The following is a 21,842-nucleotide window of genomic DNA, read 5'->3' on the forward strand; positions in this document are numbered from 1 at the left end:
TCTCATTCCAATGGTTCGGCCGCCGTTCCGCCAGCCCTGGCGCTGGCTTGCAGGTACGCGGCCCAAAGTCCAACCTCCTGCCTCACCGGTCTCTGGGATTGCCCAGGGTGGGGTCGCGCGCTCGGGTGTAGCCCTCGACGCGAGGCAAACCGTCATCCATCCTGATAAACGGCAGTCGCATTTCCCAATAGGCCTGGGCTTGGGGATGGAACTTCTCGGGCGCGTCCATGAATCCGATCGAGATGTAGAACTCGTTTGGCAAGCCTTCATCGGTGTACCCAATCGAGGTGCCACATTCCGAACAGAAGGAGCGCACGACGCCCCTGGTATTCGAGAATGTTTTTGGTTTTGGGCCGAGCCAATGGACCTGATCTGGACGATAGCCAATCCAGATCGTCAGTGGGCTGCCGATCGCTCGTCGGCAGTCATCGTCGTGGTCGAAACAAATCCAAAAGGGATCGCCACTGAATTCAGCTGTGATGGCTCCGCAAAAGCAATGCCCTCGATCAATCCGGGCGGGTTTTCTGATCGTCGTTCGTGGTTTGTCGTCCATGGTAATCTTCCCGCCAGCGTGGTGGCGTAACGCCGCGGACGGCAAGCAGTTCCTTTGGACGTCACAGAGCCGCAGATGCGCGCAACCGGCGGGCTGCTGGTCAATATCATTTGAGGCAGATCAGGCCTTAATTTGTTGGGAACATTTTTTCAGGTCCGCACTTTGTTCGCCGTCTGACCAAAGGAGGCGACCTTGAAAACACGACGCGTCGACAGGGAAAAGATCGAGAGGGCGGATCGAGAAGCCAAGTTGCTGTTGGAAGCGGAGCGGCATGCCAGGGAAGCCAAGACGGCGCGGCTTAGAGAACAGCGACAGTTGTTGGAGGCATCGATAGCGCAGACCCCGCCCGCGCCCGTAGCCGCAAAGCAGCCGCCCCGCCAACGAAAGCCGACGCGCAAGGTAATCGAGGTGGACTGACGGTTTGGTCAGTTGGGGCTTTTGCCAAGGTGGGGAGTTGATATGACAGGGCAGGGGATCCGGCAGCATGAATACCAAAGCGGTAAGTCCGGCCGTCGCCAAAGCGGCTGCTCGGCGTGCTGGATCGGGGTCTCATCACCGGTGCGTCCGACGACGATCCTGCGAGAGCCGCTGAAAAAGGCGCCGAGCGGGCCGAGAATGTGATCCAGCGAGTCCGGCTGGACACTTACGTCGGGAACAATCGCACGCGCGGACCGTTCCCCAAGCGATCTTCACGCTCAGGATTTGCTCTTGTTGCAGCGACCGGATGAAATTTTCAACGAGGCCTCGCAAACGGTTGGTGATCCCCTTGAGCGCGACGCCTTAGGTGGGGAGGCTGAGCTAACTGGCGATCGCGCCATCCCGCGTCGTCTGGTTGTCGTCTCGAACAGGCTGGGGAACATTCGCGATCTGTCGCAAGCCGGCGGACTTGCTGTAGGCATCGGGGATGCGTTGGCCGAGCGTGGAGGCCTGTGGCTAGGAGCAAGCGCTGAGTATCAGGACTACGCCGCGAGCGACGAACCGCTGATCCGCTTGGAACGCGTGGGAAAGATCGAGACGGCTGCGCTTACCCTGCCCTATGAGGAGTATTCGCTCTATTACAATGGCTATGCCAACAGCACGCTGTGGCCGCTTTTTCATTACCGACTCGACCTGGTGAACCACCGGGCAGAGTTTCTACACGCCTACCGGCAGATCAATGCGCGGTTCGCGAAGGCGCTCGCAGGACTGCTGTCGGGCAACGACGACCTGGTGTGGGTTCACGACTACCACCTTATCCCCTTGGCCGCCCAGTTGCGGCGGCTGGGAGTCCGGAATCGGATCGGTTTCTTTCTTCACATACCGTTCCCGCCGCCTGACCTGTTTGTAGCCACGCCCGACCATGAAGAACTCATCGATGACCTGCTTCAATATGACGTCGTGGGGTTCCAGACCGAAACGGACGTGGGGAATTTCCGGCGCTCAGTGCAGGCGGCCAACTCCATTACTTTTGATATCAATGGTTCGGCTGAGATGAACGGCCGCACGGTGTTGTCGAGGTGTTTTCCGATCGGCATCGACGTCGATTCAATCGCACGCATGGCCAATGAGGCGGCGGAGGATGTGCAGATCGATTCCATGCGCCGCCAGATTCTGGGTCTCAAGCAAATCATCGGCGTCGATCGGCTGGACTACTCCAAGGGTCTTCCCGGCCGCATGGAGGCTTTCGCGCGTCTTTTGGAAAGGCATCCGGAACACGAGCGGGCGGCAACCTATTTGCAGATTGCGTCGCCGACGCGCGAGGAGGTCAGCGCCTATGCCGACATCCGGGCCCAGCTTGAAGCAACCGCCGGCGCGGTCAACGGAAGATACGCGGATTTGGCTTGGACCCCGATCCGCTACATCCACCGTGCCGTATCACGCTCTCGGCTTGCTGGCCTGTTGCGCGCTAGCCAGGTCGGATTGGTCACACCCTGCGTGACGGAATGAACCTCGTCGCCAAGGAATACATAGCCGCGCAGGACGAAGCCGACCCCGGAGTGCTGATTTTGTCGCGTTTTGCAGGTGCGGCTGAAGAACTTGCCGAATCCTTGATCGTGAACCCGTATGCGGTCGACGAGGTTGCCGATGCGATCGCAAAAGCGCTCGCGATGCCGCTTGAGGAAAGAATTGCAAGGCATAGTGCACTGCTCAAGCGCATCAGGCGCAATGACGCAGCAGAATGGCGGCGGTCATTTCTCGCCACGCTCGCGGGCGAGAACTAGCGCCTGGCATCGATGCCTGAATCCGTCCGTGTGTCACGCGTCCCACACGGTCATAGCCCGGCAATAACCCGGCTGGCCTAGCAGTTCGAAAGGCCTTGAAGCTGATCATGTACCTTGTCAGCCCGCATCAGAAACTTTTCGCTCGTTGCCGGAAGCGCGATAGCCCGCCTCAATCGGTGGACTATCGAAGGTTCCACGGAACACACCGCCGGTCCGGTCGTTTGGGCTCTGATAGGAGATCTGCGATGACAAGGAACCCCACGCGAAAGGACAGTGATCTCTCTGAAAAAGAGGCAATCAAGTTGGCCGAAGTCACCGACGTGTCACCCGGGCAGGCCAAAGAGCTTGCAGCCGAGCACGGCAAAGACGGCGTCAAGAAGGAAGCAAGAAATTACAAGGCGGAGGGCTGACTATGGCGGCCAGTGGATCCGCAAACGACAGAGACGCACGAGCCACCCTCTACGCACAAGGAGTAATGGAAGCCGAGCGTAAAGCGCGGGAAGAGAAAACGGCGCGATTGCGCAAAGCCCGTTTGGCGCATGAGGCGGTCAATCCGCCTGCACCCGAGCAGAAACCGGCAGTGCCGGAAACGCCAAAGCGGGTCGCCAAACCAGGCAGCCGAAAAGCTGGAGAAGATTAGCTTCAGCTTTCTTCAGCTGTGCCGGTGGCCGGCGCCGGGGAAGAGCAGACCGTGCGGTCGATCTGCACGATAAATTTGTACTTCATCGAATGACACAAAGGAGTCCAGTGATGACGGAGCATGTGTCCCGGAAGGAAGAACAGCGTGGCACCCGAAATGTACTCGGGTGGGGCGTCGTCATTGCGGCTGTGATCTTCGTCGCACTGCTAGCCTTCTTTGTGTTCATACCCCTTTCAGGCGGATCGTGGCAGACATCGCCAGTAAAGCGCACCCCGGAACAGAACCAAGGCGGCAATGCCCCCGCCGAGACATCACCCGCGCCCGGCGTTAAAAAGAACCCGCAAGAAAATACCGAGATGCCAGGGCAGCAGTGATCGACCTTGGGCTGCGACCCAAGTTGGCCCTGATCTTCCTGGTCCTCTCATCGGCGTCATGATGGGATCAGGGCCTTCTGGGCGCAGAACCGCTGAGCTATTGAGACTGGGGTTTCGCCCACATCGAGCGCAGAAAGATTACCGCAGCAGCATGGGTCTGGCGAACGAGGCGATGACACCATCGTGGAACTCGAGGCAAATCAAGATGCCTAGCTGCAGGCCGTTCAGTTGGGATTTTTCAGCTGCTTTGACAACAGCAGTTGCTGCTGCAGCTCAAGGGCGAGCTTCAACAGCCGTTCAGGTGTTTCCTCTTCCGCGATTTCGTCGAGCAGCGCTGCGAGTGCGTCGCCCTCAACAGGATCGCGGAATGAGTCAGGTTTGGTTTGCGGAGGTTTGGCCACGAGGATTTCTAGCAGGAATGCGGCCGTATTTGCAAGACGAAGCGAAGCGCTCTTGGGGAGGGGTACCGTAGCGGGGGCGGTCGACAGGGCGGCCTGCGGCAAACTATCGGACAATCTTAATTCATGATGCCAGACCTGTCGTTGCGGAGCACCTCCTCCATGAGAGTATTGAGCCATTCGCTCAAGGGAAGGTCATGCCGCGTCGACAACCGCTCCTCCAGCGCCGCCTTCAATGTCCGTTCGACGAGGCGATCGGCCGCTTGTGGGTCGCCTAACAACAGCCGCGCGGACAGCCTCAGTTTTGGAAGAGCGCGGAAAACATTGTCTTCACCAAGCGCTGTTGATTGCGCGGCGAGAATCCCGGCAACCGTCCTGAACCCGGCCGGCTTGGAGAGGTTTTGGGTGTATCGGAACCGCTCCGGTAGGGTGATCTGATCGTTTCCGGAGAAGAATACGAACGGGATGCCTCGGTCCGTCAGCTCATCGGCGAGGGGAAAAACAGTCTCACCGTTGAGGTCGATGTCCAGCACCGCCCCATCCGCTGAATCGATATATCGTCGAGCCCGGCTGACTGACGACACCGGCCCCAAAACGGTCGCCCCACAATCGCTGAAATAAGAGGCAAGTTCGCTTGCCAGCAAGAATTCGTCCTCGACGAGCAGAATTCGCATGCCTAATAACATAGCAGCCCTCCGGGCTTTAAACGGCGGTCGCGTCCATCGGTTCCGTGGCTATCGGCGGTGCGGGATGGGAATTTGAGTAGGAACGGTTTACACATTGGATCGAAATCAGCGCTAACGCGTTGCATTTCACTGAAGCAGGACAATTGATGCAAAAGCTGCCGAGGTTCCCCATAGTCGGTATTGGCGCCTCTGCGGGCGGCATTGCCGCCATGGAGGGATTTTTTCGCGGGATGCCGTCTTCGAGCGGGATGGCGTTCGTGATCGTCACGCATCTCAGCCCGGAACGGGAAAGTCTGCTGCACGAAGTGATTGCGCTTTACACCGGAATTCCGGTTCGTGTCGCTGAAGATGCAATGGATATCCATCCTGACACCGTCTACGTGATGCCGCACAACGCGATCCTCACCATCGAAAATTCCAGCCTAAAGCTGCGCCAACCGAATTCCGTGTCCAGGGAGCGCAAGCCCATCGATATCTTTTTCAGCGCGCTGGCCGAGGATCAGGGCGAATACGCCGTCGGCGTCGTCCTGTCGGGCGGCGATTCCGACGGTACGTTGGGCATCAAGGCAATCAAGGAGCATGGCGGCCTGACGCTGGCGCAACTCTCCGACGAGTCGGGTCCGAGCAATCCCGACATGCCGCGCAGCGCGATCAGTTCCGGTCTGATCGATATCGCCATCCCGGCCGATGAGATGGGTGCGAAACTCATGGAATTTGCCCACAGCTTTGAACTGCTCGACGAGCTTGAAGCTGACGATGGCAAGGCCAGTGCTTTGAAACTCCGCAAGGGCCAGGAGGAAATCTACGCGATCCTGCGCAGCCATTCGGGACATGATTTCTCGGGCTACAAGGCCAAGACGTTCTTGCGTCGCGTCAGGCGACGCATGCAAATAACACAGAACACGGCGATCGATGCCTATATAGAGTTGCTTCGTTCAAATGCGGAGGAAGTGCGGTCGCTGTTTCGCGACCTGCTGATCAACGTGACAAATTTCTTCCGCGATACGGACGCTTTCAAGACCCTGGAAGAAACCGTCATCCCCAAACTTTTCGAAGGCAAGGACGCCAACGATACGATCCGCGTCTGGGTGCCCGGCTGCGCAACCGGCGAGGAAGTCTTCTCGATCGGAATGCTGATGCGCGAGCATATGGATACACTTTCGGCTGTGCCGCGCATCCAGATTTTCGCCACGGACATCGATGACGCGGCGTTGGGCATCGCACGTTCGGCGCGCTATCCGGAGTCATTGCTTGCGGGCGTTTCGCCTGAACGTCGCGAACGCTTCTTCAGCAATGACGGCACAAGTTTCATCTTGAGCAAGAGCGTACGTGATCTCTGCATCTTCTCGGCGCACAGCGTCATCCGCGATCCACCCTTCTCGCGCATGGACATGGTGTCGTGCCGGAACCTGCTGATCTATTTCGGCCCCGATGTGCAAAAGCAGGTTATTCCGACCTTCCACTATTCGCTGAAGCCCGGCGGCTATCTGTTCCTTGGCACCTCCGAGAGCATAAGCCAGCATGCCGATCTGTTTGCACCGGTCGACAAGAAACAACGGATATTCAAGGCACGAGAACATACGGCGCCGCCGCGGCTGCCGATCTTGTTGAATGCTGCGCCTGCAAGCAACTTTTCCAGCGCCAATGACACTCATGCCCGCCGCGGCTTGTCTTATTCCCTAAGGCAAACCGTTGAAGCCCATGTTCTCGAACGCTACGCTCCGGCCCATGTCGTCATCAATGGTGATGGAGATGTCGTCTATTACTCGGTCAGAACCGGCAAATATCTCGAGCCGCCGCAAGGGGTGCCGAGCAGACAATTGCTCACAATGGCACGCAGCGGCCTGCGTCTGGAACTGCGCGGCGCTTTGCGGGAAGCGGCCGAAGGCCGGCGCACGGTTGTGCGCGAAGCGATAGCCATTGAAGAAGATGAAGATCGTGTCCAATTCGTCACATTGACGATCGAGCCCTTGGTTGATCGCGGCAGCGGCGAGCCGCTGTTTCTCGTCCTGTTCGAACCGGTGGGCCAGCCGCAGCCGCGGCTGGAGGCTCTAAAGGTTCGTCAGCCATCCGGGATTGCTGATTTCGAGCGCGAGCTCCGCGATACGCGCGAGCGCCTGCAATCGACGATCGAAGAATATGAGACCGCATTGGAGGAGTTGAAATCTTCCAATGAGGAACTCGTCTCAGTCAACGAAGAAGCCCAGTCCTCCAATGAGGAGCTTGAGGCCTCCAAGGAAGAAATGCAGTCCCTCAATGAGGAATTGAACACCATCAATGCCGAACTGGTTTCCAAGATCGAGGATCTCGATCGGGCCAACAGCGATCTGAAGAACCTGTTCGAGAGCACACAGATCGCGACTGTTTTTCTCGATACCAAGCTGGTTATCCGCAGCTTCACGCCGGCGGCGTCTTCGTTCTTCAATTTGCTGCCGACCGACATCGGAAGACCGCTTACCGATCTTGCCAGCCGGCTCGATTATCCGCACCTGCGCGACCATATCGCGCAAGTTTTCAAAGCCGGCGAGATGATCGAGCACCAGCTACCGCGCGATAGCGACGGCGTCCACTATCTCGTGCGGCTGATCCCCTACCGCGACAGCGTGCGAAAAATCCAAGGTGTGGTGGTGACCTTTGTCGATGTGACGACCATGGCTGAAGCCGAAGCCCACCAGCGGGTATTGATCTCGGAACTCAATCATCGGGTCAAGAACATGCTGGCTGTTACGGTCAGCATTGCCAGTCAGACCCTGAAAAATGCTCCCTCTTCGGAGGCTTTCGCCGAAGCGCTCATCGGTCGCCTGCGCGCCATGGCGCGGGCCTACGGAGTGCTCTCGCGCGAAAGCTGGAAAGAGGTCTCGGTAGAGGAAATCGTGCGGCAGGAAGTGGAGCCGTTCGGGCTGGAACGCATCAACACCACAGGCGAGGACATTCGGCTCAAGCCTCAGCAGGGCCTGTCGCTTGGCATGGTGATCCATGAACTTGCCACGAATGCTGGAAAATATGGCGCCTTGTCCGTGCCAAACGGCGTGGTGTCCGTGACTTGGTCGGCGTCGGATCACGGTTTTCAGCTCGAATGGTTAGAAAGCGGCGGTCCCGCTGTCACTCCACCTGAGAAGACGGGATTTGGTCTTTCGCTGGTGAAGGGCGAAATTGAGTATCGGCTTGGCGGAAATTTTGAAACATCTTTCGGTTCCGATGGTTTGAGCTTGCGGATTGAGTTTCCGTTTGATCATCGGGAGAGCGAAACGTGACTGCATCTCGTATCCTTATCGTCGAAGATGAATGGCTGGTCGCGGAGGAGCACCGCGCAATTCTGGAAGAGGCCGGCTTCGCCATCGCCGGGCCAGTGCCGTCCGTTGCTCGCGCGAAAAAGCTGATCGAGAGTGAAGTCATATCTGCCGCGGTCCTGGACATTGGTCTCGGCGGCGAGACCAGCGCTGCCCTTGTCCCTCTTCTAGCGCAACGCGGAATTCCGTTTGTTTTCGTCAGTGGGTACACAACATCCGACATTCCGCAGGATTTGCGTCATCACAAGATGCTGTCAAAACCCGTGTGGGCTGCCGCGCTGGTCGAGGCCGTGCGAAATATGCTCGGTGTTCAACCGACGTCTTTGGCAAGACGCCAGGACAGCGGAACGGTGCCAACCCAACGAGAAGCCCGGTAACGCACTTCTCGTGTGACAAAGACACTGGTTTTTCACCAGATATGCGACGACATTCGGGTCCAGGCCCGAGACGGCGTCGCCAGCAGGTGCCTGCGATCCGGCCGGCACGATTGACATGCTCCCGGTCTGGCGTATTCCAGAGCTGGGCTTGGCGACCGCGCGACGATTGGTCAGGCGATGAGCCTATCAAACGACGGGCAGTTCGCCCTCGGTTTGCCTCGCGTCGAATAGGACGCCAAGGCCGTAAGTGACGGCGCCAGCGGCTATCATTTCTGCCAACGCTGCGCTTGACACCGGGCAATGCGGCATGACCGCCTTGATCGCGAGTTCGGCATTCGCGATCGACACGAAATCGTGCCGTCGCTTACGGGTCTCCAGATATTGTTCGATCAACATCTGCAGTCGCCTTCTTTCTATTTCATCGCCAGCCATTGGTTCCTCCTGTAGACAGTCTGAAAGCCCACCACGCCTAAGGAGCGGTGAGCTCGGCGCCCCTTTTTGAGGACCGTGGACTCTAGTGAGCGGGCAGCGTTGCTGACCAGGATGTCGAGACCGCCGAGGGGCGTTGCTGCTTCATCGGCCAGCTTTCTGCAAAAGGCCTCATTGCGGATATCGCCGGCAAGCCTTTTGACCTGCCGCTTTTATTAGGTCCACCAGTTCGTCGGCGTCTTCCTGTTCTTCGGGGAGGTAGCCGAAAGCAACGTCCGCACGCTCGCGCGCGAATGCAATCGCCGTCGCACGACCAATACCGGAATCGCCGCCGGTTATCAGCGCTTTGCCACCGGCAAGCCTGCCTGATCCCTTGTAGGTCGTTTCGCCGTGATCCGGGCGCGGCACCATCTTGCTCGCCAACCCCGGCCACTTCTGTTCCTGTGGCTTGAACGGCGGCTGGGGATATTGCGTCACCGGATTCTGTTTGAGCATCGGACTCGCAGGGCCTGCTTTAGCAGGCACTGTTCCCGTATCGGCTGACGCCGTGGAAGCATAAGCGGCGAGAATTCCTCCTGCCATGCTTCCGACGACAAGTCTACGCGCTGCATCTGGTACATTGTCATGCTGGTCGTGGTTCATCATGGGCTCGCTTTGACGGCAGGTGACCGTTACGGAAGTGGCACCTAACCGGCCGTCGACGCGAATGTTCCCTTGTGATTGCAGTGAGGTGTGGGTCGCCTTTGCCCGTCTCGGCCGTGAGGCCGCATCACCACTTTGACACAACCTCCTGATTGTCGCGGAACGTCTTGTAGAGATCCGGCCCTGCTTTCAGATCTGTCCGGTGGGTAATCACAAGGAGGGATCGATTTCGCCGTTCTGGACCATCGCCAATAAAGGTTCCAGGTAGCGTTGCGTATGCGTCTGGCCCATCCGGAAAGCCGGTCCCTCATTCATCGCCGCCAAACGGGATGTGATCGACCAGGCCAACACAGACGCCGGGAACCGAGATTGTGCCGCCCCTGCGGCAGCGATAGATTGCCTCGCGCAGCACATGCGGTCTCTGCGAATGCCAGCCCGTTTGATGACGCGAAATATCAGCTCAGTCGCTGGACGCCGACCCCGGCTCGGCCATCCTACGGTGCTGTTCGGCCAAAGTGGCTGCCGGCGTGACATGCGCGGCGGCGACCTGCAGCTTGTTTTTCCAACCGCTGACGACCTGTTCATCACCGGCCATCATCGCCTCGTAACCCGTCTTGGCGACATCGGCCGGATTGTCCTTTTCATCGGAGCCGACCTTGGTATCCATCATTTCAGCGCGCTCGAAGAATCGCGTCTGCGTGGGGCCAGGCATCAGCACGGTGACCGTCACGCCGCTATCTTTCAGCTCATGGCGGAGCGCGATCGAGAAGGAATCGATGAACGCCTTCGTGCCGTTGTAGACGGCCTGGAATGTTCCGGGCATGAAGCCGGCGATCGACCCGGTGAACAGGATGCGCCCGCGACCTCGCCGGGCCATCTTGGCGCCGAGTTCATGCGCCAGATAGACCGTTCCGGTGACATTGGTGTCGATGATCCGGCGGACTTTTCGCCAGTCCTGGTCGACGAAGCCGTTGCCGAGCCCGCGTCCCGCATTGAGAAACAACAGGTCGATATCGCGATCGCCGATCTGGGAGATCAACCGATCGGCGCCCTCGACGGTCGCCAGATCGGCCTCAATGGCTTCGACCGTTACATTGTGGGTCTCTAGTGCCTCTGCCGCCTGCCGGATAGCCGGCTCGTCGGCGGCGATGATCAGGTCGTAACCGTCTTTAGCGCACAGCTTTGCGAGTTCCCTTCCGATGCCACTCGAGGCGCCGGTCACCACAGCGAGTTTGGCGTCCGTCATCATATCCTCCATCTTCGTGCCATCGGAACCACGAGCGGGCACAATTGTTCCGCGGCGTTTGGGCTGGATTGATCGTGCGCTGTCATGACGGTCAGGCGACGGTCGTCATCGCGGTCGTCGCGCGCATTCATGGATGGGCCGTTGCGACAAAAACCGTTCTACGCCATGAGAACTCGCGATGGCCTACCTTCAAAAAAGGCCCCCCGAACGCATGGATTGAGTACTCAGAACGGATCAGTTGAAGTTGGAACAAGTGGCCCAGTTGGAAGTTCGAACCGTGCAGCGTTGTTGCCCTCCCATGTTGATGCTGCGCGATCGGGTCATCCCCTCAGCCCGATCTGCCCGCGCTTCTCCGCGCCAAAGAGAAGCGCGGGCCCCCCCACTTTCACGGCTGTCCGGGATGGAGCGTTTTGTTACGTGGGACTAGCCGACCTCACAAGCTCGTCGTCGGTTTCGTTTGACGAGCTCTCCGAGCGCTCTAGATCATTGATGCCGGACGCAGTTGGTTCGGGCCGGGGAGGAAATCCGAGTGGCGCATCCAACGCGCGCTGTACCCCATAACGACCGTCATTTTCCGGTTGGCTGCCTGTGCTTGCTTCTGATTCTAGCCGGGTTGGCCGGATGCTCGTCTTCCAATCAGGTGGCGCAGCAATCACGAACAGCGGCCTCCGCGGCACAGACCGTATCGATGGTGCTGGATGCCTGGGTGGAGGGAGCGGCACCGTCCGCCTATGCCACGGCCGCACTGCACTCGGTCGGAAAAACGCTGGCCGATGTCGAGGCGCAAATTCGATCGGCCGAGACCGCTGAACCAGCCGGGCGAGCAGGACTGACGGCAGCAGTCAACAGTTTGTCGGTGGCGGTGGCGCATGCCGAGGCGGGATTGCGGGTGAACAATCGCACTGAGGTGGAAAGCGCACAACAGGATCTTCGGGCGGCCATGCGCTCGCTCGCCGCCGCTTACACCAGCGCTTTCGGACCAAAGCCGTGAAGAAGCTTCTGGAAATATCGCTTGGCGTCGTCACCAGTGTCGGAGGTTTCCTCGAAGTCGGGTCGATGGCTACGGCGGCGCAGGCGGGTGCCGCCTTCGGATTCCAGCTAATCTGGGCCATAGTTCTCGGCACCATATGCATCATCTTTTTGGTTGAAATGGCCGGTCGGTTCGCCGCGATGAGCCATCACACGATCTCAGAGGGCATTCGTGAAAGATTTGGGTTCAACGTCTTCCTATGGCCGTTGCTCGTCGTCCTTCTCGTCAATTTCATGGTGCTGTCCGCTGAGATCGGCGGTGTGGCCATCGCACTCGAACTTGCCACCGGCATAGGCTTCCAGTGGTGGGCACTGCCGGTGGCGTTGCTGGCATGGCTGCTGCTGTGGAAAGGCACGTTTGGCTTTATCGAGAAAGGCGTTTCGGTCCTCGGCCTCGTGACGCTGTGCTTCGTGGTTGGTGCGGTGTTGTTAAAGCCCGACTGGACAGCGGTCGCTGGCAGCGCCGTGCCTTCGCTGCCGGCTCACGATGCCATCAATTACTGGTTCATGGCGGCCAGCATTCTCGGCGCGTCGATATCGCCTTATCTTTTCATGTTCTATTCCTCGGGAGCTATCGAGGACAAATGGGATGAAAGCCACCTGGGAGCCAATCGTGCCATCGCCGGGCTGGGCATGACCTTCGGTGGGACCATTTCGATCGGCGTGTTGATCGTCGCTGCTCTCGTTCTCGCGACGCGCGGCATCGACCAGGTGGACGACTATCACCAACTGCCGTTGATGCTGATCCCTATATTCGGCTTCTGGGGGTTCGTTCTATTCGTTGCCTCGCTCGCCATTGCCTGTTTCGGCGCCGCACTCGAAGTAGGGTTGCAACAGGCATATCTGGTGGCACAGGGCTTTGGCTGGACCTGGGGCGAGGATCGCAAGCCGCGCGATGATCCGGGCTTCAGTGCCGTCTATACGGCATCATTGTTTTTGGCCGCCATTCCGATCATGCTTGGCCTCGACCCACTGAGGCTGACCATCTTTTCCATGGCGGTAACGGCGGCGAGCCTTCCGCTGACGGTAGTTCCATTTCTCTTCCTGCTGAATGACGAACGCTATGTCGGCGAACATCGCAACGGCATCATTTCGAATGCCGCCGTTGTCTTCATTATCGCGCTTGCCTTCGTGCTCGCCGTGGTGACGATTCCGCTGCAGATATTCGGAGGCACATGATGGAATTGATGCGTGATCTCCTGGACAAGCAGGTGTTCGACCGCCGGCGGGTCAAGATCGGCAAGGTCGACGGAGTGGTGGCCGAGTTGCGGCGGGGCAAACCACCAAGGATTGTCGCGATAGAACTCGGCTCCATCACTTTGGCGCGCCGCCTTGGCGCGCGGCCCGGGGAATGGATGGCGCAACTGGCGACGAGGGTGGGTGGCAAACGCCACGCCGTGCCACACAGGATTGCGTGGAAAAAGGTGCAGGACAACGGGCTCGACATCGAATGTGACATCGAGGTGGGCGAGACGTCGATTTTCGCCTGGCAGGACTGGTTGCGCGATCATGTCATCGGGCGCATCCCAGGAGCGTGATGATGAGGACAGTCAACCTCGAACATCTTGCCGGGCGACGCGTGCTCTCGCAGCGCGGAAAGAGCATCGGTCACATCGAAGAGATTCTCGCCGAACAGCGTGGCGACGAGCTCGTCGTTACTGAATTCCACGTTGGCATCTACGCCGCGTTCGAGCGTCTGTCGGCCTCGACCATCGGCATCGCGATGCTCGACCTGTTTCGGCTGCGCCGCCGCGACGGCCTGTACCGCATTCCCTGGGATAAACTCGATATCTCCGATCCGGCGCGACCGCGGCTGCTATGCCCGATGACCGAGCTTCCCGGATGGAAAGGGCAAAAGGACCTTCGGGAGTAGATGGCTACGGCTGGGAGGGCTAAGGCGCCGGCGTTTTGCCGGCGAACAGCCGTTCGTGCAGATGGCGCCTCCGCAAAGATTACTGCAGGTTCTTGCGAAGGAAGATGCGGGCGTGTCCTGGAATAACGAATTCGACCTTGCCGAATTCCTCAAACCCATGATGCCGGTAAAATTGAGGCGCCTGGAAACTGCTCGTCTCGACGACGGCTCTCTTGCATCCACGCCTAATGGCTTCCTCCTCAATCGCCATAAGAAGCTGTGATCCATAGGATCGGCCACGCAATTTTTCAGGCAAGAAGAACATGTCGAGAAACAGGAGCCCCAGTTCCGTTCTGCCCCAAATTCCACCCCAGAACTTTTCCGAGGGGTCGGTAAGCTCCGCGCCGATCACTGCCCGGTCATCGATTCCGGTTTGTTCGATGTTGTGTCGATAGAGCGCAGCGGCCGCCTGCGTTCGTGCATCCCCGTTGTGAGCCAGAGCGATTGTAAATCCTTCGGATCGAGCCGGCATGCGTTCTGCTCCTGCGTCGGAATGGTCTTGAGATTCAACCATCAGATTAACATCAAGGCGGCCGGTTCGCTCGCAGCTCTGATCGCCGCTTCTGTTGTAACCCGTCTTGCCCACATTCCGCATCGCGATCGCGTCGGATGCATGCAGCCGCGCCCAACATATCGCTTTGGTGTTGAACAAAGCCCATCCTGCCTTGTCAGGTCTCATCACAATTCGTGCGCCGGCAAGAGTATCCACCTCGACGAAGGCTGCTGCGGATCACAATCCATTACGCCGGGAACAATGAGAAAAACCTGTCGTTGGGAAAGCGATCGCAATTCGGCGATTCAAACACGGAGACTCCAATGTTGAAGAAAATTCTAGCCGCGTCGGTGCTAACTATTGCCTTGGCCGGTTCCGCCCTGGCGCAGACAAATGGAACGGGTGCTGGCGGCACGGCTGGCACGGGTAATGGAACTGGTACTGGAACTGTTGGCAGCGGCGGCGCCGCTGGCAATGGCACTGGCAGCGGAAATGCGGCCGTGCCAACCGATCCGAATTCCACAAACTCGACTACAAAATCGAACGGCATGACCGACCGTTGCAAGGACGCCGCAGGCAATGACATCGATAACAACACTGCAAGTGGCGCAACGACCTCGACCGTGCAAAATTGCAACAAGTAGCCAATGGACCTAGCGGCTTCGGCCGCCCGAAGGCCCGCCATCAAGACAATGGCGGGCCTCCGAGTACGTACCTCGCATGGGTGGATACATAGGAGCACATGTGTCCAAAGAGACCCGGCGGGCCAAACTCGATCGCCTAGCAGCCTCGATTCCGAAGCACGAATTCGAATTCCTAATGAAGATTGCAAAGCTAAGCCGTCATGACCTACTTGGCCTGATCGCTAAACACGATGGCGGCAGGGACAAGGTCTATAGGGACCTTGCGGCCCACTTGGCAGCAACTGAGGCCGCCCCGGAGCCCGTACATGAGGCGGCAGCTGACGACGGCCAAACAGCTGGAGCATCTCCAGCCACGAACTCGCCCGCCGGCAAGTAGCGGCGAAGATCATTTCGGTGCCAGCCCTGACGCTCCACGGAAGCGACGACCGTGTCGTCCTTCCAAAGTCTTCGAATGGGTTGGACGAGCATTTCACCGCGCCTTACCAACGAGAACTGCTGGATACGGAAACCGGTAGGCGCTTTAAGTCCGGCCCGCCATTCAGCTTCATCGGACATGCCGGAACCTGAAGCGCCGCCGCGCATTTCGTCTCCAGGCATCTTGCGGTCATCGCCAGGGAGAAATTCAGATGCAAACTTCAGGCGCAACTTCACAGCAAAACCTTGGCCGATTGGCCATAGAACCGTTTTCCGGCACGGTGACGGTGCGGTTTTCCGACGCCATCGTCGCAGCTACGGAGCGGGCGAAGGTCCTGCGTGAAGACGGGCACGAGCCCGTTTTCTATATCCCCTTCGAGGACATCTATTTCGATCTTTTCGAAAAGACCGACACCACCACCCGGTGCCCGCTTAAAGGCACCGCAAGCTACTGGCGTGTCCACGCCGTCGGCAGTTCTTCCGACGATTTCATGTGGGCCTACGAAACGCCCGATGCGGCCGCTCTGGCTATTGCAGGTCACGGCGCTTTCGATCCGGAAAAGGCCCGTATCGATGTCGACCCTGCCGAGGACAAGCGACACACGCCACATATCGTCGAATAGGTTTCATCAGGCAGAGACAATCACGGTAAGGACAGGCGCGATGAGCATTTTCTACCAGGCGGCAAAGATTGCGGAGGAGGTTCACGCGTCGCAGCGCGATAAGACCGGGCGGCCCTATATCGAGCATTGCCGCCGTGTCGTCGACGCTGTCGAGACAATCGATCAGAAGACTGTTGCCTACCTTCATGACGTTCTGGAGAAAGGCGAAGGCTGGACCCGCGCCAAGCTCGAAGAAGCAGGCTTCGGACCGACAATTGCCGCGGCGGTCGATGCCATGTCGCGCAGTCCGGATGAGGAGTATTTCGCCTTTGTCCGGCGGGCTGCGTCGAACCCAGTGGCGCTCCCCGTAAAACGCGCCGATCTGGAGGACAACATCTGGCAGTCGAGGCAGGTCGGAGCGTCGGCGGCCAAATATGAAGAGGGCCTTCGCATACTTGACCAAGAGTTCTCCCGACAATAGTGCGCGCCCGGCGCTGGCATTGCATCTGCCGAAGCAGCCATCGCCTGCGAGAGCTTGCGGCGCACAGCACGTTTCGGCTCTCCTGGCCGTCAGTTTTTCCGCGCCGGCGTGCGCCTGAGGGTCCTCGTCTGGACCATGGAACGTGTGATCGGGTCAAAGCTCCTCCGGAGATGGATCGCAGCGTCCCGAAAAGGAGTAACGGCCGGCTCGGAATCAGGAACTCCTCCGGCACCGGTGCGTTGACCAGCAAGCCGGGACGAGTTCCCGGCCTCCGCGGGTGGCGGGCAAGCCGCCGCCGAACCCGAACTTCTGCACAATGAAAGGTAAGGCCATGGGCTTCTTTTCGAAGGACATCAAGACACTCGACGATCTCTTCGTGCACACGCTGCGCGACATCTATTACGCCGAAAAGCAGATCGAGAAAGCGCTGCCGAAGATGATCGGCAAGGCAACCGATCCGCAATTGAAGGCCGGATTCGAAAAACACCTCGAGCAGACCAAAGGCCATATCGAGCGCGTCGAACAGGTGTTCGAATTGCATGGCGTCAAGGCCAAGGAGGTCAACTGCCCGGCGATAGACGGCATTCTGGAGGAAGCCGACGATGTGAGCGGCGACGTCGACGACAAGGAGGTTCTAGACGCGGCGCTGATAGCGTCGGCGCAGGCGGTCGAACACTATGAGATGACCAGATATGGCACGCTCATCGCCTGGGCCAAGCAGCTTGGCCGCAGTGACTGCGCCAACGTATTGGCCAAGAACCTGAAAGAAGAGCAGGCGACCGATCGCAAGCTCACCGAAATGGCGGAAAGCAAGATCAACATGCAGGCTGCCGAGTAGACCGTCCCAGGTCATGATGAGATTGGTTGAAATCTCATCATGACCTAACCCTGTTGGAGCATGATTTTTTCCAAAGCCGGCACCAGTGCTGCGTTGAGTCGATCTCCATCGTTGTCCACGGAACTTTCATGACGGGCGAATCTGCCATCTCTCGCGATCTGCCGACGAGTGTAAAATCGTCTTTCGGCGTGGCGTTGAGCACGGCGCCGATGGAAGCAAAGGCTGCCGACACGTTGCCGGCCGATGCTGGCCGATGGCAATACGAACCCAAATGGGACGGGTTCCGCTGCCTGGCCTTTAAATCCGGCGCGGCCGTGGAGTTGCGTGCAAAATCCGGCAAGCCGTTAGGGCGGTATTTCCCGGAAGTCGTCGCGATGTTGCATGAACTGAAAACAAAAGAGTTCGTGGTCGATGGTGAGATCGTCATCGAAATTGCAGGCTCTCTTTCTTTCGACGCCTTGCAGATGCGGCTGCATCCGGCGGAAAGCAGGATCCGGAAACTGTCGGTCGCGACGCCGGCAAAGCTGATCCTCTTTGACATGTTGGCGACCTCCGAGGGCGCCTTGATGCAGCAGCCGCTCTCGGTTCGGCGCGCTGCACTCGAACTGTTCGTAAAGTCGGCCGCGCGAAAGGATCTCGAACTGTCTCGGGCGACGCGTGATTTGGCGGCGGCAGGCAGATGGCTTGGCCAATCCGGACAAGGTTCGACCGACGGGGTCGTTGCCAAGCTTCTCGATGACGAATATCGACCCGGCGAGCGCGCCATGGTCAAAGTCAAGCGCCTGCGCACGGCCGATTGTGTCGTCGGAGGGTTCCGCTACCTGGCGAATTCGCGTGAAGTCGGCTCCCTGTTGCTTGGCCTGTACAATGACCAGGGGCAACTCGACCATGTCGGGTTCACTTCGACGATCGCCCGGGAGGACAGGGCCAAGCTTACGCGACAACTTGAAGCTTTGCGATCGGCTCCTGGCTTCACGGGAAAAGCGCCGGGCGGTCCCAGTCGGTGGAGCACGGAAAGAAGCGGACAATGGGAGCCATTGCGGCCCGAACTGGTGGCGGAGGTGCGGTTCGATCATGTCACCGGCGATCGTTTCCGTCATGGCACCAAATTTCTGCGATGGCGTCCTGACAAAAGCCCGAAGCAATGCACGTTCGAACAGATACTTGGAAAATGAGGCTTGGCGAGGCGTCGACAGGTCCACACCATCGAGACCAAATCCGTCAAGCATTCGGCGCAGCCAAATCCAGTCGCATTTCACTGGCGATCTTGAACCCGGCGGCGAGATAAACGCCTTTGCAGGAGGATGCCGGACCAAACTCGTTGTTCAGTCTGTCACCACGCCTCGCTTTGGCGGATCACGGTTCTCGTCCGGATTAGGAACTGGCACTTCGTCGGGAAGAAGATCCGGCTCAGGCTCGCGTATGTCCGGCGTCCACGTCGGCGCATCCACTGGCGGCTCTTCGGTTGGCTCTGGTTTGGGGGGCACATCTATTCTCCGGGTTTCGCTTGGGCGTGGGGTTCGGCCCGCCACAGGTCGCGCGTCGCCGCGTCTGGAGGCGAAAGGGTCTTTTCACACCCCATGTATTTTTACCGATGGCCAGCGGTCCTGGGGCTTGTCGGCGCCCGATCAGAGTCCTGCGTTCCGGCTCCTTTGAGCGCAATGTTGGCATCCGCTGCCTCTGGCTCTTTGAGGACTGCCCTGTCGACGTTCTTGATCTCGGCCATAAGGCATCGTCCTTGGTGGCCAACGGGCAACCGCGAGAATTGTTCCGAGCTATTAAGGGCGGCTGGAGCTGCTGTGCGGACCTTCTGGCTGGGCAGTTATCAACTATGCTGTCTTGCGTTTCGGTGAGGCTCTCTTTGTGGATCTCGCCAGCCCTTCCTGTTTGAGGCTCTTCTTCAGCACCTCAGCGAGGTTGATGACATTCTCCTGTGGCCTTGGTGCGGGCTTCGGCAGCTTCTTGCCTTTGCGCTTTGCATCGATCATGGCGATCAGCGCGTCTTCATAGGTGTCTTCAAATTTCGAGGGATCGAAGGTCGTCACTTTTTTGTCAATAAGCATGCCGGCGATTTCGAGCAGATCGGGGTCGTATTTCTGCTTGGCCAATCCATCGAACACAGTGCTTTCCGAAACCATTTCGTTGTGGTTGCGAAGCTCGGTCATCACCATGCCCTTGCCATAGGGCTGAATCAGCACTTCGCGGCCGCGCTGGTAGAGCACCACGCAGGATCGAGCGGCCACGCCCTTGTTCTTCATGGCATCGCGGATCACTCCGTATGCTTCGATTGCGGCGCCGTCGGCCGGGATCAGATAGTAGGGCTTCTCGAGATAGCGCGTATCGATATCGTCAATCGATACGAATTCGCCGACTTCGAGCGTGTGCTTCGACGTCAGCTTCAACGCCTTTATGTCGTCAGGTTCGATCTGGAGAAATTCGTCTTTTTCGATCTCGAAACCCTTCACCTGATCCGCTGCATCCACCAGCTTTCCGGTCTCCTCGTCGGCGTAGACGCTCCTGACCGGCAGACCGTCCTTGCGGTTCAAAATCTTGAAATGGATCTTGGATGCTTCGCTGGTTGCGCCGACAATCTTCACGCCGCAAGTAACCGAACCAACCTTCAAGAAGCCCTTCCAGGCAGCACGTGGCGCGGCCATTTTGCGCTTATCCCGTTTCCAGCTAGGGCAACGCGTTTCCGTTCGAATTGTTCCTGCGGCGGGGGCTCGGTGCACGTCAATGTCCGGCGGGGAAGTCCTGTCGGTCTCGACAGCCGGGCCGGCGCCTGCATCCGCAGGAACCGAAAGCGCACCATGAACATTGTCAGACACAGGCAGGAGAGTGTCATGCAAGTCGTTCGGACCGAAGTGGTGAATGCCAGGGCGCCAGACGGGCAGTCGGTTCGCCGGGTGATATTTTGCGGCGAGGGCGGCGACTGCGTTACGGTGGACATGGCAAACGTCGGGATACAAGCTGAAGATGACGTGCTTGCCCGCGCAAAGGCAATCCTGGTCCAGACAGCGACCTTTGATCTCGCAGCCAATGAATATGACGCGAGCAGCAACGGCAATTTCGACCAGGTCGAGATAACCTCTGCAAGCGACGGCGCCGGCGACGTATATGTCTTTGAGTATCGCGATGGCGAAACCAGCCGACGCATACCGCCGTCGAGGATGGCGAGCCTTGAGGCGGCCCGGTCCGAAGCTATCCGCTGCGCAATCGATCTTCTCGCCGACCTGCAGCCTGGCACGGACGCTCTGTCCGGCTGGCTTGTGAGGGTATCCAACGAAAACGGTGAATTGCTTTACACTGTTGATGTGGCTGAGGCCGATGCAGCGCGGCAGGCAGGCCAGTAACCCAAACCCGACGGAATCCACCAGTGGCCGCCCAAGGATTGATTCACGGACCAATAGGCGACGATGGCCTGCATCTGTGCGTCGACATGCAGCGCCTGTTTGCGCCGGGTGGACCTTGGCCCGTGCCGTGGGCTGAAAAGGTGGTCCCGGCGATCGAAGAACTGGTCGCCAGACATGCCAGCCGTACCCTGTTCACGCGCTTCATTCCTGCCGCCCGCCCGGGCGAGGCGCCGGGAATGTGGGCAAACTACTATCGTCGGTGGGCGGAGGTAACCCTTTCCAACATCGATCCGCGCCTGATCGAGCTGATGCCTCAACTTGCACGATTTGTACCGCCGGCGACGGTGGTCGACAAACATGTCTATTCGCCCTGGACCGAGGGGCGGCTCGACGCGCTGCTGAGTGGCTCCGGCGTGCGTGCGCTCGTGATCACCGGTGGCGAAACCGACGTTTGCGTTCTCGCGACCGTGCTTGGCGCCATCGATCGTGGCTTTCGCGTCATTCTCGTCACCGATGCCATCTGCAGCTCTGCCGACCAGACCCATGACGCACTGATGGAAGTCTACCATTCCCGCTTCAGTGAGCAGATTGAGGCGGCCAGCATGGCGGAGGTGTTGGAGTGTTGGCCACAACTCACTCGCTGATCTGGGGGGCTTCAAGTGAAAGGGCCGACAATCGTCATTCTGGTCGGGCGGACTGTTTCAGTTGGCGGACGGCACTACAGTGAACCGGAAAACGTATATGAACGGCACGATTGCCTGATCTGCTCGCTCGCGTGAATCAGTGTCTGGAAGCGTACAAAGCCTTGCAGAGCTATCGACAGCGCGGCCAACCGTCATAGAATGGACAGGATACAGCGCCGAAGACTCGATGCCGGCATCTAGCAATCTTTGCGAGACATCCGGCGCCTCTGCCGTCGGCCTTCCGCTGGGAGGGTGATTTGCTGAAAAGCGAAGTCATTGACCTTGAAACCTAGTCGCTGGCAATCGCGCTGACGACATTGTGTCGACGGCGTTTGCGGTCGATGGAATCCGCGCAAGTTTCCTGAGTGTCGCTGCGACGACGAGGAATTGTCGGGCTTATGGTCCATGCCATGTCCGGCAAGAAAATTGCCGTGAGCTTCGACCACCGGGTGGCTGCCTCGCCTTCCGAGTTGCGCAACGCAATTCATGCCTCTCTGGCAATGGCAAACGGCTATGACGTGTCGTGGTCGGCTGAAGCACGATAAATCCACAACCGC

Annotated in this window: 24 protein-coding genes and 2 pseudogenes; 18 read left to right on the forward strand and 8 right to left on the reverse strand. The window is 58.8% G+C overall.

The window, feature by feature from the left end; all coding sequences use genetic code 11:
* Window positions 1–82: 82 nt before the first annotated feature.
* Window positions 83–553 carry a GFA family protein gene (locus NKJ75_RS24920; RefSeq protein WP_352500320.1) on the reverse strand — a complete coding sequence of 157 codons (471 nt, stop codon included), beginning with the start codon at window positions 551–553 and terminating at the stop codon, window positions 83–85.
* A gap of 192 nt (window positions 554–745) precedes the next feature.
* Between NKJ75_RS24920 and NKJ75_RS24925 the strand changes: the two genes are divergently transcribed.
* The 4 genes and pseudogenes from NKJ75_RS24925 (at window position 746) to NKJ75_RS24940 (ending at window position 3,768) form a co-directional block, all read left to right on the forward strand.
* A complete protein-coding gene (locus NKJ75_RS24925) occupies window positions 746–970 on the forward strand; it encodes a hypothetical protein (protein WP_023681156.1) in 225 nt (74 codons plus the stop codon).
* Window positions 971–1,462: 492 nt separating this feature from the next.
* Window positions 1,463–2,754 (forward strand): annotated as a pseudogene (locus tag NKJ75_RS24930) (alpha,alpha-trehalose-phosphate synthase (UDP-forming)).
* Window positions 2,755–2,999: 245 nt separating this feature from the next.
* Window positions 3,000–3,164 carry a hypothetical protein gene (locus tag NKJ75_RS24935; RefSeq protein ID WP_352500321.1) on the forward strand — a complete coding sequence of 55 codons (165 nt, stop codon included), beginning with the start codon at window positions 3,000–3,002 and terminating at the stop codon, window positions 3,162–3,164.
* Window positions 3,165–3,504: 340 nt separating this feature from the next.
* Complete coding sequence (locus NKJ75_RS24940; protein WP_023681159.1) at window positions 3,505–3,768, forward strand: hypothetical protein; 264 nt, start codon at window positions 3,505–3,507, stop codon at window positions 3,766–3,768.
* A 224-nt stretch (window positions 3,769–3,992) separates the two neighbouring features.
* Here the strand turns inward: NKJ75_RS24940 and NKJ75_RS24945 are convergent, their stop codons facing one another.
* Complete coding sequence (locus NKJ75_RS24945; RefSeq protein ID WP_031197822.1) at window positions 3,993–4,283, reverse strand: hypothetical protein; 291 nt, start codon at window positions 4,281–4,283, stop codon at window positions 3,993–3,995.
* A gap of 2 nt (window positions 4,284–4,285) precedes the next feature.
* Window positions 4,286–4,840, reverse strand: a complete 555-nt coding sequence (locus tag NKJ75_RS24950; protein WP_050588792.1) for a response regulator — start codon at window positions 4,838–4,840, stop codon at window positions 4,286–4,288.
* Between the two features lie 158 nt (window positions 4,841–4,998).
* Here NKJ75_RS24950 and NKJ75_RS24955 point away from each other — a divergent pair, with 158 nt between their 5' ends.
* Together NKJ75_RS24955 and NKJ75_RS24960 are read left to right on the forward strand one after the other, a co-directional pair.
* Window positions 4,999–8,106: a CheR family methyltransferase gene (locus NKJ75_RS24955; protein ID WP_352500322.1), complete on the forward strand. Its 3,108-nt coding sequence runs from the start codon at window positions 4,999–5,001 to the stop codon at window positions 8,104–8,106.
* Window positions 8,103–8,519, forward strand: a complete 417-nt coding sequence (locus tag NKJ75_RS24960) for a response regulator (protein ID WP_081726066.1) — start codon at window positions 8,103–8,105, stop codon at window positions 8,517–8,519. The genes NKJ75_RS24955 and NKJ75_RS24960 overlap by 4 nt, the downstream gene beginning before the upstream one ends.
* A 186-nt stretch (window positions 8,520–8,705) precedes the next feature.
* Here NKJ75_RS24960 and NKJ75_RS24965 read toward each other — a convergent pair whose 3' ends face one another.
* The 3 genes and pseudogenes from NKJ75_RS24965 to NKJ75_RS24975 form a co-directional block, all read right to left on the reverse strand.
* The gene (locus tag NKJ75_RS24965) at window positions 8,706–8,951 is read right to left on the reverse strand and encodes a hypothetical protein (RefSeq protein WP_023687844.1); all 246 of its coding nucleotides are present in this window, start codon (window positions 8,949–8,951) and stop codon (window positions 8,706–8,708) included.
* Between the two features lie 89 nt (window positions 8,952–9,040).
* Window positions 9,041–9,443 (reverse strand): annotated as a pseudogene (locus NKJ75_RS24970) (SDR family NAD(P)-dependent oxidoreductase); the annotation flags it as partial.
* Window positions 9,444–10,050: 607 nt separating this feature from the next.
* Window positions 10,051–10,836: an SDR family NAD(P)-dependent oxidoreductase gene (locus NKJ75_RS24975; protein WP_023736051.1), complete on the reverse strand. Its 786-nt coding sequence runs from the start codon at window positions 10,834–10,836 to the stop codon at window positions 10,051–10,053.
* 529 nt (window positions 10,837–11,365) lie between these two features.
* On the opposite strand from NKJ75_RS24975, the gene NKJ75_RS24980 reads away from it, so the two are divergent.
* The 4 genes from NKJ75_RS24980 to NKJ75_RS24995 are packed head-to-tail and all read left to right on the forward strand — an operon-like array spanning window position 11,366 to window position 13,738.
* Entirely contained in the window at window positions 11,366–11,827 is a 462-nt protein-coding gene (locus NKJ75_RS24980; RefSeq protein ID WP_050586847.1) for a hypothetical protein, read from the forward strand.
* Complete coding sequence (locus NKJ75_RS24985) at window positions 11,824–13,044, forward strand: NRAMP family divalent metal transporter (RefSeq protein ID WP_023681168.1); 1,221 nt, start codon at window positions 11,824–11,826, stop codon at window positions 13,042–13,044. The genes NKJ75_RS24980 and NKJ75_RS24985 overlap by 4 nt, the downstream gene beginning before the upstream one ends.
* Entirely contained in the window at window positions 13,041–13,403 is a 363-nt protein-coding gene (locus tag NKJ75_RS24990; protein ID WP_245260609.1) for a hypothetical protein, read from the forward strand. Before NKJ75_RS24985 ends, NKJ75_RS24990 begins: the two co-directional genes overlap by 4 nt.
* Window positions 13,404–13,405: 2 nt before the next feature.
* Window positions 13,406–13,738, forward strand: coding sequence for a hypothetical protein (locus NKJ75_RS24995; RefSeq protein WP_023681169.1), 333 nt, complete (start codon window positions 13,406–13,408; stop codon window positions 13,736–13,738).
* Between the two features lie 79 nt (window positions 13,739–13,817).
* Here NKJ75_RS24995 and NKJ75_RS25000 read toward each other — a convergent pair whose 3' ends face one another.
* Window positions 13,818–14,429 carry a GNAT family N-acetyltransferase gene (locus tag NKJ75_RS25000; protein WP_023833971.1) on the reverse strand — a complete coding sequence of 204 codons (612 nt, stop codon included), beginning with the start codon at window positions 14,427–14,429 and terminating at the stop codon, window positions 13,818–13,820.
* A 164-nt stretch (window positions 14,430–14,593) separates the two neighbouring features.
* On the opposite strand from NKJ75_RS25000, the gene NKJ75_RS25005 reads away from it, so the two are divergent.
* From NKJ75_RS25005 to NKJ75_RS25025, 5 genes are all read left to right on the forward strand, one after another.
* The gene (locus NKJ75_RS25005) at window positions 14,594–14,914 is read left to right on the forward strand and encodes a hypothetical protein (RefSeq protein WP_031195797.1); all 321 of its coding nucleotides are present in this window, start codon (window positions 14,594–14,596) and stop codon (window positions 14,912–14,914) included.
* A gap of 626 nt (window positions 14,915–15,540) precedes the next feature.
* Window positions 15,541–15,951 (forward strand): DUF427 domain-containing protein, encoded by a 411-nt coding sequence (locus tag NKJ75_RS25010; protein ID WP_023704637.1) that lies wholly within the window; start codon window positions 15,541–15,543, stop codon window positions 15,949–15,951.
* Window positions 15,952–15,991: 40 nt separating this feature from the next.
* A complete protein-coding gene (locus tag NKJ75_RS25015; RefSeq protein ID WP_023744501.1) occupies window positions 15,992–16,411 on the forward strand; it encodes an HD domain-containing protein in 420 nt (139 codons plus the stop codon).
* 331 nt (window positions 16,412–16,742) lie between these two features.
* Complete coding sequence (locus NKJ75_RS25020; RefSeq protein ID WP_023668075.1) at window positions 16,743–17,249, forward strand: YciE/YciF ferroxidase family protein; 507 nt, start codon at window positions 16,743–16,745, stop codon at window positions 17,247–17,249.
* Between the two features lie 128 nt (window positions 17,250–17,377).
* The gene (locus NKJ75_RS25025) at window positions 17,378–18,424 is read left to right on the forward strand and encodes an ATP-dependent DNA ligase (RefSeq protein WP_023815880.1); all 1,047 of its coding nucleotides are present in this window, start codon (window positions 17,378–17,380) and stop codon (window positions 18,422–18,424) included.
* A gap of 654 nt (window positions 18,425–19,078) precedes the next feature.
* On the opposite strand, the gene ku is transcribed toward NKJ75_RS25025, so the two are convergent.
* Window positions 19,079–19,906 carry a non-homologous end joining protein Ku gene (gene ku, locus NKJ75_RS32885; protein WP_023681176.1) on the reverse strand — a complete coding sequence of 276 codons (828 nt, stop codon included), beginning with the start codon at window positions 19,904–19,906 and terminating at the stop codon, window positions 19,079–19,081.
* Window positions 19,907–20,419: 513 nt separating this feature from the next.
* On the opposite strand from ku, the gene NKJ75_RS32890 reads away from it, so the two are divergent.
* The 3 genes from NKJ75_RS32890 to NKJ75_RS25040 all read left to right on the forward strand — a co-directional run bounded on the left by NKJ75_RS32890 (window position 20,420) and on the right by NKJ75_RS25040 (window position 21,830).
* On the forward strand, window positions 20,420–20,602 hold the full coding sequence (locus NKJ75_RS32890) for a DUF6894 family protein (RefSeq protein WP_502882005.1): 183 nt from the start codon (window positions 20,420–20,422) through the stop codon (window positions 20,600–20,602).
* 23 nt (window positions 20,603–20,625) lie between these two features.
* The gene (locus NKJ75_RS25035; protein WP_023687850.1) at window positions 20,626–21,246 is read left to right on the forward strand and encodes a cysteine hydrolase family protein; all 621 of its coding nucleotides are present in this window, start codon (window positions 20,626–20,628) and stop codon (window positions 21,244–21,246) included.
* Window positions 21,247–21,695: 449 nt separating this feature from the next.
* On the forward strand, window positions 21,696–21,830 hold the full coding sequence (locus NKJ75_RS25040; RefSeq protein WP_280790991.1) for a hypothetical protein: 135 nt from the start codon (window positions 21,696–21,698) through the stop codon (window positions 21,828–21,830).
* Window positions 21,831–21,842: the final 12 nt, after the last annotated feature.

Origin of the sequence: Mesorhizobium sp. M0058, from assembly GCF_040323095.1 — a bacterium.
Classification (GTDB): domain Bacteria; phylum Pseudomonadota; class Alphaproteobacteria; order Rhizobiales; family Rhizobiaceae; genus Mesorhizobium.